Origin of the sequence: Shimia sp. (genome assembly GCF_041624275.1) — a bacterium.
Classification (GTDB): domain Bacteria; phylum Pseudomonadota; class Alphaproteobacteria; order Rhodobacterales; family Rhodobacteraceae; genus Shimia.
Genome location: NZ_JBFJVE010000006.1, coordinates 1 through 12266, shown reverse-complemented (window position 1 = coordinate 12266; position 12266 = coordinate 1). Strand labels below are relative to the sequence as shown.

Genomic DNA, 12266 nt, shown 5'->3' with positions numbered 1-12266 from the left:
AATGCGGGGAGGCCCAACAGGCGTGCCCGACACCGAAAACACCCCGTCCGGTTCACGTCTACTCGTCTGCTGGCAGGTCTCCCGGCTTGCGGATCTCAGCGCTCTTGGCGCTTTCGGTCACCCTGCCTTCCCGGAACTCCAGTGGCAGCGGGCGACCTTTCCGGTCACGGTCGCGGGGGCGGCTGCGCTTGCGGGGCCGGTCAAAACCCCGTATCGCATTCCCTATTCACCTGCCAAAGGCAGGCACCAGCGCGCCCAAGTGAGGCAGCAGGGTGGGTTTTGTCAAGCAGGAGAGTGGGCCTTGTTCACCGAATGTGCGCCGATATGACAGGTTCCGACCGGTGCTGGCCCAAAACCGGCCTTTGGGGTGCATCTTTCCGGGTGATGTTTCCGCTGGCCGCGCTCTGGGCGGCGCTGTGCATTGCCCTGTGGCACTGGGGGGCGGCGCTGTGGCCGAATCTCGCGCTGTCGCGGAACTGGCATATCCACGAGATGACCTTTGGTTTCGCCGGCGCGGCGGTGGCCGGCTACCTGCTGACCGCCTGCAGCAGCTGGACCGGACGGGCGCCGGTCTCGGGCGCGCCGCTGATGGGGCTCGCCGCGGCCTGGCTGGCGGTGCGGTTTGGGTTGCTGTGGCCGGATGCCGCGCCGCGATGGGGCGTGGCGGCTATGTCGCTGGCCTATTTCTGGAGCATCGCGGCGCTGCTGACGCATGAGGCCTATCGCGCCGGCAAGGGCTGGCGTCCTGTCTTCATCGGGTTCTGCCTTGGCGCCGGGGTGATCTCGGCGCTTTGGATCGGCGGCATCGTCGGGATCGGTGCCGCCGTGTCGGCGGTGCTGGGATTTGTCCTCTTGCTGAGCCTTGTCAGCCTGCGCATGGTGCCCGCCTTTCTGCAAAATGCCGCCAGCAAGCAGGGGCTGAGCTTTCGCACAGGCGCCAACTGGACCTTTCCGGCGCTGATCGCTGTCTTGCTGCTGTCCACGGGCCTGCAACTGGCGGGTTACCCGCAGGGGGCGGCCATCGGCTATGGTGCGGCGGGCATCGGCATGCTGGCCGAGATGCTGCGCTGGCCGCTGCGCCCGGCGCGCGGCGAGGCGCTGCTGGCGCTGCTGGTGCTGGGCTTTCTGTGGCTGCCCATCGGCCTGCTGATGCTTGGGGCGCATCTGGCGGGGGCGGCCGTTCCCGCCGCGGCGCCCGGCCATGCGCTGATGATGGGCGCCATGGGCGGGCTTATCATGGCGGTGTCGGCCCGCGCCTTTGCCCGTCGCACGGCCAGCGGATTGCGCGCCCGCCCCGGCATGGTGCCGGCCTTCCTGTTGCTGATGACCTCGGTGCCGCTGCGCCTGATGGGGCAACTTGACCTTGCCGCCGGCCTCTGGTGCGCCGGTTGGCTGCTTTATCTGGCGCTGATGCTGCCCCGGCTCAAAGGCCCGGTGCCGCGCCCGGTGTTCAGCGGCAATCGCACGCCTTAGGCTTTGCGCGTCGCCCCCGCCGCCCACGCACCCGGCCCAAACAGCCGTCTTGCCCTTCGGGTCGCGCTATGATTGGCTGCCCGCCGACCCACGCGATGCTCACGAGGCCCCCATGTCCGACACCGATCAGAACACCCGCCACGCGGAAAAGATGAAGAAAATCAAGGCGGCACGTGACCGCCTTATGGCCAGCAAGACCGAGGAGAAGGGCCTGATCATCGTCCATACCGGCCCCGGCAAGGGCAAGTCCTCGTCAGGCTTCGGCATGATCATGCGCTGCATCGCCCATGACATGCCGGTCGCGGTGGTGCAGTTCATCAAGGGCGCCATGGCCACCGGCGAGCGCGATTTCCTTGAGCAGCATTTCCCCGACGAGGTGAAATTCCACGTCTCGGGCGAAGGTTTCACCTGGGAGACCCAGGACCGGGCCCGCGACATTGCCAAGGCCGAGGCAGGATGGGAGCTGGCCAAAACCCTGATCCGCGATCCGGCCAACAGGTTCGTCATGCTGGACGAGATCAACATCGCCCTGCGCAACGATTATCTCGACATCGATGCGGTGGTGGATTTCCTGCTGAGCGAAAAACCCGAGATGACCCATGTGCTGCTGACCGGGCGCAACGCCAAGCCCGAGCTGATCGAAGCCGCCGATCTGGTCACCGAGATGACGCTGCTGAAACATCCCTTCCGCGACGGGATCAAGGCGCAGAAGGGGGTGGAGTTCTGATCGGGCTGACAGGCGCACAAGCGCCGGCCCCCTTGCCGGTCGCCCTGACGCGCCTGCCGGACCCGGCTTGACCCATGGGGCAAATGGCGCTGCGGATGTCGGTTTCGCGATTGAGGTGGCAGGGTGCTTCATGTCAGTTAGGCCCGAGACCGCAACGGTGAACGCAAGGTGGACCCGATGAGCCGCGCAATCATGATCCAGGGCACCGGCTCGAATGTCGGCAAGTCGATGCTGGTCGCCGGCCTCTGCCGCGCCGCAACCCGGCGCGGGCTGTCGGTGGCGCCGTTCAAGCCGCAGAACATGTCCAACAACGCCGCCGTCACCTCGGACGGGGGCGAGATCGGCCGCGCCCAGGCGATGCAGGCCATGGCCTGCGGCAAGCCGCTGACAACAGACATGAACCCGGTGCTGTTGAAGCCCGAAACCGATGTCGGATCGCAGGTGGTGGTGCAGGGCAAACGCCTGACCACGGTCAAGGCGCGCGACTATGCGGCGCTGAAACCGCAGCTGATGCAGAAGGTGCTGCAAAGCTTTGAGCGTCTGAAATCGGGCAATGATCTGGTGATCGTCGAGGGCGCCGGCAGCCCGGCCGAGGTCAACCTGCGCGCCGGCGACATTGCCAATATGGGTTTTGCGCAGGCGGCCAATGTGCCGGTGATCCTTGCCGGTGATATCGACCGGGGCGGGGTCATCGCCCAGATCGTCGGCACCCAGGCGGTCATCTCGCCAGAGGATGCGGCGCTGATCTGCGGCTTCATGATCAACAAGTTCCGCGGCGATCCCAGCCTGTTCGACGACGGCTATGCGCTGATTTCCGAACGGACCGGCTGGCGCGGCTTCGGCGTGCTGCCCTATTTCCCCGAGGCTTGGAAACTGCCCGCCGAGGACGCGCTGGACATTGCCGGGGGGCGCGGCAGCGGCGCGCTGAAAGTGGTCTGCCTTGGCCTGTCGCGGATCGCAAATTTCGACGATCTCGACCCGCTGGCGCAGGAAGAAGGGGTGAGCCTGACGGTGCTGTGTGCGGGCCAGCCCATTCCCGGCGATACCGATCTGGTGATTATCCCCGGCAGCAAGTCGACGCGCGGCGATCTGGCGTTTCTGCGCGCCCAGGGCTGGGATGTCGACCTTGCGGCCCATGTGCGGCGCGGCGGGCATGTTCTGGGCATCTGCGGCGGCTATCAGATGCTGGGGCAGAGGATCAGCGACCCCGAGGGTATCGAAGGCCCGGCCGGGGACACGCCCGGCCTTGGTCTTCTGGCGGTCGAGACCCTGATGACCGCCGACAAGCGCCTGACCGAGACCGGCGCCGTGCACGCCGCTTCGGGGGCGCCCTTTCGGGGTTACGAGATCCATATCGGGCGCACCGACGGGGCCGACCGTGCCCGCCCCTTTGCCCATGTCGAAGGCCGCCCGGAAGGCGCGCTCAGCAGCGACGGGCGGGTTGCCGGAAGCTATCTGCACGGCATGTTCCGCGACGATGGTTTCCGCGCCGCCTGGTTGCAATCACTGGGCGCCGAGGCCAGCGGTCAGGGCTATGACGCGACGGTCGAGGCGGCCCTGGACCAGCTGGCAACGCATATGGAAGCGCATCTGGACATCGACGCGGTGCTGGCCGCGGCGAGATAGGCTGCGGCCCCTCGGCGGGGCCGCAGATCGGTCACTCTGCGGTTGTTTCGCGCCTATTCTGCGGCCACGGTCTCTTGCGCCGGGCTGGCCAGCATCAAGAGCGCATAGCCCAGAAGCCCCGAGACCAGCGATCCGCCCAGCACCCCGAGCCGCACCTGGTTCATCAGCTCGGGCTTGTCGAAACTCAGACCGCCGATGAACAGCGACATGGTGAAACCGATGCCCGCAAGGCAGGCGACGCCATAGACATGCAGCCAGTTGGCGCCATGCGGCAGGCGCGCGATGCCGGATTTCACCACCAGCCAGGTGACGCCGAAGACGCCGATCTGCTTGCCGATCACCAGACCGAGGATGATGCCCAGCGGCAGCGGGTCGGCGAGGTCGGCAAGGCTCAGCCCCGACAGCACCACCCCGGCATTGGCAAAGGCAAAGACCGGCACGATGAAGAAATAGACATAGGGTGTCAGCCCGTGTTCGATCGAATGCAGCGGCGACTTGCCCCAGCGATCATAGAGCGGGATGAAAAAGGCGGTGACGACGCCGGCAAGCGTGGCGTGGACGCCGGATTTCAGCACCAGCACCCACATCGCGATGCCCAGCAGCACGAAGGGGGCGGTGCGGTGGTTCCGCGTCAGGTTCAACAGCAGCAGCCCGGCCAGCGGGATCAGGGCCAGGGCCAGGAAATGCACCTTGAGGTTGGCGGTGTAGAACAGCGCGATGATGATGATGGCGCCGATGTCGTCGAGGATGGCGAGGGTCAGCAGGAAGACCTTGAGCGAGGTCGGCGCGCGGGCCCCGACCAGCGCCAGAATGCCAAGCGCAAAGGCAATGTCGGTGGCCGCCGGAATCGCCCAGCCCGACAGGGTCTCGGGGTTGCCCCAGTTGAAATAGGCAAAGATCAGCGCCGGCAGCGCCATGCCGCCGATGGCGGCGGCGCCGGGCAGGATCACGTCGCTCGGGTTCTTCAGCTTGCCTTCGAGAAACTCGCGTTTCAGCTCGAGCCCGATGAGGAAGAAGAACACCGCCATCAGCCCGTCGTTGATCCACAGCACCATCGGTTTCTCGATGCCCTTGCCGTTCATGGTGATCGCGCCCTGGGTCTCGAGCAGGAAGTTATACCCCGATGCCAGCGGCGAATTGGCAACGATCAGCGCTGCGACGGCCGCCAGCATCAGCATGATGCCCCCGGCGGCTTCGTGTTTGAAAAAACGGTCAAGGGCGGCGATCATCGTTTCTTTTCCTGAGTTGAGGGACCATGATGCACGAAATGGGGTTTCGGGCACCACAGACAATACCGGGAACTGGGGAGTTTTGCATGATTCTGGACCATCTGGCCGTTGCCGGGCAGACGCTGGAGGCGGCGGTGGCCCATGTCGAGGATGCGCTGGGCGTGACCATGGGGCCGGGCGGACAGCACCGGCACTTCGCCACCCACAACCGGCTGATCGGCCTGGACGAGGGGCTTTACCTCGAGGCCATCGCCATCGACCCGGCGCAGCCGGCCCCGACCGCGGCGCGCTGGTTCGACCTCGACCGGTTTTCCGGCCCGCCCCGGCTGTGCAACTGGATCTGCCGGGTTGCTGACCTCGAGGCGGCGCTGGCGGGGCTGCCGAAGGCGGCCGGGGCGCCGGTGGCGCTGAGCCGGGGCGATCTGCGCTGGAAGATGGCGGTGCCGGCGGATGGCCGGCTGCCCTGCGACGGCGCTTTCCCGGCCCTGATCCAGTGGCAGACAACGGCGCTGCCGGGGCACAGCCTGGCCTCGTCCGGGCTGCGGCTGACCCGGCTGGAACTGGCCCACCCCGAGGCCGGATGGCTGCGCGACACCCTGTCCTTCGCCGATGCGCGCGTGGTCTTCGTGCCGGGCGATTTCGCCATCGAGGCCCGCTTCGAGGGCCCGAACGGCACGCGGGTGCTGCGATGAGCATCCGGCCGGCGGGTAGGGTGGATGCGAGGGCCGTGGCGGCGATCTGGAACGCCGAAATCCTTTGCGGGGTCAGCACCTTCAATTCGGTCCCCAAGGAGGTTGTTGAGATCGAAGCGCTGATCGGCGCGCGGCAGGGGGCCTTTCTGGTTGCCGAAACCGAAGGCGCGGTGGCCGGCTTCGCCACCTTCGGCGCGTTTCGCGGCGGTGTCGGATATGCCCGGACCATGGAGCACACGATCTATCTCGATGCTGCAGCGCGCGGGCGCGGGCTGGGACGCGAGCTGATGCTGGCGCTGGAGGCGCGGGCGCGGTCGGACCGGGTGCATTGCCTGATCGCCGCCATCGGCGGCGAGAACCGCGAGGGCATCGCCTTTCACGCGGCGCTGGGCTTCGTCGAGACCGGGCGGTTGCCGCAGGCGGGGCGCAAGTTCTCGCGCTGGATGGACCTTGTGCTGATGCAGAAAATTCTCTGATCCACACTGACATTGCCCGGACATGGGCCTAATATGGCCCCATGTCGATCTGGACCCGAATAAGCGATGCCGTCGCGGCGCTGGCCAAGGGCGAAAGCCTAGCCAGCGTTTTCGAAAAACTGCGCACGCCGCCGGAACGGTCGGTGGCCTTTGCCATCGCGGTGGTGGCGCTGGGGGCGAAGATGGCCAAGGCCGACGGGCTGGTGACGCGCGACGAGGTGACGGCCTTTCGCGAGGTGTTCCAGATCGCCCGCGAGGACGAGGCCGGCGCCGCCAAAGTGTTCAACATGGCCCGCCGCGACGTTGCCGGGTTCGAGGAATACGCGCTGCGCATCAAGGGGTTGTTCGGCGAGGCGCATGAAAGCTATGGCGACCTGATGGAAGGCCTGTTCCACATCGCGATGGCCGACGGCGAATACCACGAGAACGAGAACCTGTTCCTGCGCCGGGTGGCCGAGATCTTCGGCATGTCGGACATCGAGTTCCGGGCCCTGAGGGCGCGCTTTGTGCCCGATGCCGAGCGCGACCCCTATACGGTTCTCGGGGTCAGCCCCGAGATGCCGCTCGACGAGATCCGCAGGGTCTGGCGCCGGCTGGTGCGCGACACCCACCCAGACCGCATGTTCGCGCGGGGCGTGCCGGAAGAGGCGATCCGGCTGGCGGAAAAACGCATGATCGACATCAACCGGGCCTGGGACGAGATCAACGGGTCAACGGGCTGATGCGCATCGCCACCTATAATGTCGAATGGTTCTCGAACCTGTTCGACAGTCAGGACCGGCTGTTGATGGACGATGGCTGGTCCGGGCGCCAGGACGTGACCCGGGCGCAGCAGATCGAGGCGCTGGGCATCGTGTTCACGGCCATCGACGCCGATGCGGTGATGATCGTCGAGGCCCCGGACCAGAGCGGCCGCCATTCCACGGTGATGGCGCTTGAGAACTTCGCCGCCGCCTTCGGTCTTAGGACCAGCCGGGCGCTGCTTGGGTTCGGCAACGACACGCAGCAGGAGATTGCCCTGCTTTACGACCCGGACAGGCTGAGCGCGCGTCACGACCCGCTTGGCCATGAGACCGGCAAGAAGGGGGCCGGCGATGCGCCGCGGTTCGACGGGGTGTTCCGGATCGACCTCGACGTGGATGCCACCGAGGACATGGTGCGGTTCTCGAAACCGCCGCTCGAGGTCGCGGTGCGCACGCAGAAGGGCAACGAGGTGCGGCTGATCGGCGCCCATCTCAAGTCGAAGGCGCCGCATGGCGCGCGCGGGCGCGACGAGGTCATGCGGATGTCGATCGCCAATCGCCGCAAGCAACTGGCACAGGCGATCTGGCTGCGCCAGCGGGTCGAATACCATCTCGGGCGGGGCGATCCGCTGATCGTGCTCGGCGATCTCAACGATGGTCCGGGGCTGGACGAATACGAGGATCTCTTTGGCCGCTCTTCGGTGGAAATCATCATGGGAGAGCCCGCCAGCGGCTGTCTTTACGACCCGCATGCGCGCCAGGCCATGCGGTCGCGGTTCGGGGTGCAGGCCTCGACTTCGCGGTTCTACCTTGCGCATGAAAAGAAATACATGCAGGCGCTGCTCGATTACATCATGGTGTCGCCCGATCTGCGCGAGAAATCCCCCAACTGGCATATCTGGCATCCTTTCGACGATCCTGACTGCTACGGGCTGCCGGAACTGCGCAACGCGCTGTTGACCGCGTCGGACCATTTCCCGGTGGTGCTGGATATCGACATCTGAGGGTGAAATCCGTCGTCGAACCCCCTATATCCGGGGCATGACACGCCGCATCCTTGCCCCCCGTTCCGCCCGCGCGCCCGCCATTGCGGCCGCGCTTGCCCTGAGCCTTGTCGCCGCCGCCCCGCTGAGCGCGCAAGAGAACGACCGGGGCCTGAGCCTGATGGAGCAGGGGGTACAGCTGTTCTTCAGGGGGCTTCAGAAAGAAATGGAGCCGGCGCTCGAGGAACTTGGCGCCCTGACCGATGAACTGGGGCCGGCGCTGCGATCCTTTGCCGATGAAATGGGGCCGGCGCTGGGGCAATTGTTGCAGGAGGTCGAGGACTGGAGCGCCTATCACCCGCCCGAGATCCTGCCCAATGGCGACATCATCCTGCGCCGCAAGGCCGATCGGCCGCTGTCGGCCGAACCCGCCGACCCGGAGCAAACCGACCTGTGACCGACCTGTGACGGGCCGGTTCAGGACTGCCGTGCGATCGTGACTTCGGTCTCGGCCCCGAGCGCCTGCGCCAGCGACAGGAATCGCGCCTCGGCCACCTCGCCGTAGAGCGCCGTCGCCGAGCGCGGCAGGGTCAGCAGCAGGCGCTTTTTCTTGGGGTGCCATTTCAGCCGGCCCATGTCGTCCGAGCCGTCGATCCACAGCATCGCCCCGAAGCGCATCGCCTTGCCCAGCACCTCGGCCTGCTGCACCATCTTCTCGTCCAAGAGAGCGTAAAGGTCCTGAAACCGGGTGCCTTCGCGCCGGTTGCGGTAGCGGTGCAAAAGCGCCAGCCCGAGATAGACCCGGTCGGAATGGCGCAGCCCCCCGAGATTGGCGCGGGTGGCATAGTCGAAACAGGTTTCGGCGCGGTAATCGGGATGCGCCCGCCAACTCACGTCATGCAAAAGGCAGGCGGCACGGATGATGCGCTTGCGGTCCTCGTCGGCGCTGTTGAACAGCGGCAGGATGAAGTGATAAAGCGCCTTGCCGAACCCCGGCAGGCGGGCATCCTTGGCCTCGGCGAAGCGGCACGCCTCGATCAGCGGGTCGCGGCGGCGCAGCTTGCCCGGCATCTGCTCGTAAAGCATGCCCTCGCGGATGCCGTAGGAGCTGACCGCGATGTCATGCGGTTTGAAGCGGCGCACGACGCCCTTCAGAACCTCGAGCGCATAGGGCACCAGGGCCATGCGGCTGGCCGAGACGCCGCAGCGCTGGCGCAGTTCCTCGGGGTCGTTTTCCTTGACGTATTTCGCCGTCGCGCTGATCGCCTTGGCGCTCATCCGGTATTCGTGCAGCACCCGCAGCGGATAGCCGCGCCGCTCCATGTCGATGCGCGCGATGGCCCGCCAGGATCCGCCGACCAGGAACAGCCGGTTGCGCTGGCGGCCCATCTGTTCCTTGAGCTGATCCAGCGTGTCGTTGATATAGGCGCGCCGGCCCTTCTTGCCGCCCTTGAGGTCGCGCAGCTTGAGCGGCCCCAGCGCCGATGTCACCCGCTTGCCGACCCGGTCGTTCTCGATCTCGGCCAGTTCCATCGACGAGCCGCCGATGTCGCAGACCAGCCCGTAAGAACCCGGCCAGCCCAGCAGCACGCCCTGGGCCGACAGGCGGGCCTCTTCCTCGCCGTCGATGACATGCACCTTGAGCCCGGTCTCGCGCAGCACGTCGGCGCAGAAATCCGGCCCGTCGCTGGCTTCGCGCACCGCCGCGGTGGCCACGGCGGTCAGGTCGCCCTGGCAGATCTGGCGGGCGATCCTCTGGAAGCGCCGGATCGCGGCAAGCGCGCGGTCGCGGCCCTCGGGGTTGAGCCGCCCGGTCTCGGACAGGCCGGCGCCGAGCGCACACATGATCTTTTCGTTGTAGAAATAGGCCGGGCTGCGCGCGGCCCCGTCGAAGACCACCAGCCGCACCGAGTTCGAGCCCACGTCGACCACGCCGACGCGCGACAGGGCGCGGGCTGCGGCATCCTCGAACAGGGGCCGTCCGAACGGCCCCCATTCTGTCGAAGCATCACTGTTCCCGTCCATAGTCCCCCCGGGATCGTGTTCATGGTCAATGTGCGCCAAGCGGCGCGGGTGGTCAATCTTCGGTGTGGGTCAGTTTCGGCACATCCGAGGCCCCGGCCGAGCCCCGCCCGGACAGGGAGGGGTTCTCCATGAAGAACCTGTGGCAATTGAAGGCAAAGGCGCCCTCGGGCACCGGCAGCCGTTCGAAGCTGCCGTCCGGTTTCATCACCCAGCTCTGGGCGACATCGGCCAGGTTGGCGGCCATGATCTGGCTGACGATCTGGGCCTTGACGGTGCCGTTGGTGATCTCGACCAGGGTTTCGATGCGCCGGTTGAGGTTGCGCCCCATCCAGTCGGCCGACGACATGTAGACCCGCGCCTTCTTCGAGGGCAGCCCGAAGCCGTTGCCGAAACAGGCGATGCGCGAATGTTCGAGAAACCGACCGACGATGGATTTGACGCGGATGTTCTCGGACAGCCCCCTGATGCCGGGCCGCAGGCCGCAGATGCCGCGCACCACCAGGTCGATCTTGACCCCGGCCTGGCTGGCCGCATAGAGCGCGTCGATCACTTCGGGTTCGATCAGCGAATTCATCTTGGCCCAGATCTGGGCCGGTCTGCCCTCGCGTGCGTGTTCCATCTCGTCCTGGATACGCTCGATCAGAGTGGATTTCAGCGAGCTGGGCGAGATCGCGATGTTCTCAAGCTTTTCCGGCTCGACATAGCCCGACAGGTAATTGAACACCTTGGTGGCGTCGCGCCCCAGTGCCTCGTCACAGGTGAAGAAGCTGAGGTCGGTATAGATCTTGGCGGTGATCGGGTGGTAGTTGCCGGTGCCATAATGGGTATAGGTCACCAGCCGGTCGCCCTCGCGGCGGACCACGGTCGAGATCTTGGCGTGGGTCTTCCATTCGGTGAAGCCATAGACCACATGCGCGCCGGCACGTTCAAGGCGGCGCGACTGACGGATATTGGCGGCCTCGTCGAAACGCGCCTTCAGCTCGACCAAGGCGGTGACCGACTTGCCGTCTTCGGCCGCCTCGCAGAGCGCCTCGACGATGGGTGAATTCTTGGACGTGCGATAAAGCGTCTGCTTGATCGCCAGAACATTGGGGTCGGTGGCCGCCTGTTTCAGGAACCGCACCACCATGTCGAAAGTCTCGTAGGGGTGATGCAGCAGCATGTCCTTCTGCTTGATGGCCGCGAACATGTTGCCGTCGTGGTCCTGAACCCTTTCGGGCACCCGCGGCGCGAAGGAGGGCCACAATAGATCGGGGCGCTCTTCCAGCACCAGTTCTCTGAGATCGGCGACGCCGATCATGCCCTCGACCTCGACCACCTCGTCGGGATCGACATGCAATTCGCGCATGATCGTCGATTTCAGCGCCTCGGGCGCATCGGCAGAGATCTTCAGCCGCACCACCTCGCCGCGCCGGCGCCGCTTCAGCGCCACCTCGAATTCGCGCACCAGATCCTCGGCCTCTTCCTCGACTTCGAGATCGCTGTCGCGCAGCACCCGGAAGGTGCAGTGGCCCTTGGCCTTGTAGCCGGGAAAGAGACTGTCCAGATGCAGCAGCAAGAGGCTCTCCAGCGGCAGGAAACGGTGGCTTCCGGGCTCTGAGGGCAGGCGGATGTAGCGGTCGATCTGCTGCGGGATCGGCAGCAGCGCCTTGAGCACGCGCCGGTCCTTCTTGCGTTCCAGTTGCAGGGCCAGCGAATAGCCGGTGTTGGGAATGAAGGGGAACGGGTGCGCCGGGTCGATGGCCAGCGGTGAAAGCACCGGGAACACCTGGTTCATGAACACATCCGAGAGATAGTCCCGGTCGTCCTTGCCGATGCTCTGGTGATCCAGAAGGACGATGTTCTCGGCCTCCATCTCGCCGCGCAGCACGCCGAAGATGCGCTGCTGCGCCATCATCAGGCCGCGCGCGTCCTCGTTGATCAGCAGCAGCTGCTCGGCCGGGCTCAGCCCGTCCTGGGCCGGGCTGGTATGGCCCTCGCGCTGCAATTCGCGCAGGCCGGCGACCCGCACGGTATAGAACTCGTCGAGATTGGTGGCCGAGATCGACAGGAACCGCAGCCGCTCGAGCAGCGGCACGCGCGGGTTCTCGGCCTCTTCCAGCACCCGCCAGTTGAAGTTGAGCCAGCTCAGTTCGCGGTTGAAGAACCGCCCCGGACCGGTCAGGTCGACGTCGGGCAGGTCGATCGGCGCCGGTATGGCGGATTTCAGGAAGTCGGCTTGAGACATTGGGAACAACTGCTCGAAGAATATGACATGGAGATGACAAAGCGGGAGTATCCGCTTGTTTTTGT

General features: G+C 66.0%; 11 protein-coding genes and 1 riboswitch. Of the genes, 8 read left to right on the top strand and 3 right to left on the bottom strand.

What is annotated here, in order from left to right:
• Positions 1 to 53: 53 nt before the first annotated feature.
• Positions 54 to 266: riboswitch (cobalamin riboswitch) on the bottom strand.
• Positions 267 to 312: 46 nt separating this feature from the next.
• From ABZD10_RS01110 to ABZD10_RS01100, 3 genes are all read left to right on the top strand, one after another.
• Complete coding sequence (locus ABZD10_RS01110; RefSeq protein ID WP_372884258.1) at positions 313 to 1473, top strand: NnrS family protein; 1161 nt, start codon at positions 313 to 315, stop codon at positions 1471 to 1473.
• 112 nt (positions 1474 to 1585) lie between these two features.
• A complete protein-coding gene (cobO, locus tag ABZD10_RS01105; protein WP_372884257.1) occupies positions 1586 to 2200 on the top strand; it encodes a cob(I)yrinic acid a,c-diamide adenosyltransferase in 615 nt (204 codons plus the stop codon).
• A gap of 177 nt (positions 2201 to 2377) precedes the next feature.
• On the top strand, positions 2378 to 3826 hold the full coding sequence (locus ABZD10_RS01100; RefSeq protein WP_372884256.1) for a cobyric acid synthase: 1449 nt from the start codon (positions 2378 to 2380) through the stop codon (positions 3824 to 3826).
• A gap of 53 nt (positions 3827 to 3879) precedes the next feature.
• Here ABZD10_RS01100 and nhaA read toward each other — a convergent pair whose 3' ends face one another.
• A complete protein-coding gene (gene nhaA, locus ABZD10_RS01095; protein ID WP_372884255.1) occupies positions 3880 to 5055 on the bottom strand; it encodes a Na+/H+ antiporter NhaA in 1176 nt (391 codons plus the stop codon).
• A gap of 86 nt (positions 5056 to 5141) precedes the next feature.
• Between nhaA and ABZD10_RS01090 the strand changes: the two genes are divergently transcribed.
• From ABZD10_RS01090 to ABZD10_RS01070, 5 genes are read left to right on the top strand one after another with little or no spacing between them, the layout of a single operon-like run.
• Positions 5142 to 5747, top strand: a complete 606-nt coding sequence (locus ABZD10_RS01090; protein WP_372884254.1) for a VOC family protein — start codon at positions 5142 to 5144, stop codon at positions 5745 to 5747.
• Positions 5744 to 6223 (top strand): N-acetyltransferase family protein, encoded by a 480-nt coding sequence (locus ABZD10_RS01085; RefSeq protein ID WP_372884253.1) that lies wholly within the window; start codon positions 5744 to 5746, stop codon positions 6221 to 6223. Before ABZD10_RS01090 ends, ABZD10_RS01085 begins: the two co-directional genes overlap by 4 nt.
• A 41-nt stretch (positions 6224 to 6264) precedes the next feature.
• Positions 6265 to 6945, top strand: coding sequence for a TerB family tellurite resistance protein (locus ABZD10_RS01080; protein ID WP_372884252.1), 681 nt, complete (start codon positions 6265 to 6267; stop codon positions 6943 to 6945).
• Positions 6945 to 7970, top strand: coding sequence for an endonuclease/exonuclease/phosphatase family protein (locus ABZD10_RS01075; RefSeq protein ID WP_372884251.1), 1026 nt, complete (start codon positions 6945 to 6947; stop codon positions 7968 to 7970). Before ABZD10_RS01080 ends, ABZD10_RS01075 begins: the two co-directional genes overlap by 1 nt.
• Before the next feature lie 37 nt (positions 7971 to 8007).
• Complete coding sequence (locus tag ABZD10_RS01070; RefSeq protein ID WP_372884250.1) at positions 8008 to 8406, top strand: hypothetical protein; 399 nt, start codon at positions 8008 to 8010, stop codon at positions 8404 to 8406.
• Positions 8407 to 8426: 20 nt separating this feature from the next.
• Here ABZD10_RS01070 and ABZD10_RS01065 read toward each other — a convergent pair whose 3' ends face one another.
• Together ABZD10_RS01065 and ABZD10_RS01060 are read right to left on the bottom strand one after the other, a co-directional pair.
• The gene (locus ABZD10_RS01065) at positions 8427 to 9974 is read right to left on the bottom strand and encodes a Ppx/GppA family phosphatase (RefSeq protein ID WP_372884249.1); all 1548 of its coding nucleotides are present in this window, start codon (positions 9972 to 9974) and stop codon (positions 8427 to 8429) included.
• 52 nt (positions 9975 to 10026) lie between these two features.
• The gene (locus tag ABZD10_RS01060) at positions 10027 to 12201 is read right to left on the bottom strand and encodes an RNA degradosome polyphosphate kinase (RefSeq protein ID WP_372884248.1); all 2175 of its coding nucleotides are present in this window, start codon (positions 12199 to 12201) and stop codon (positions 10027 to 10029) included.
• Positions 12202 to 12266 lie beyond the last annotated feature (65 nt).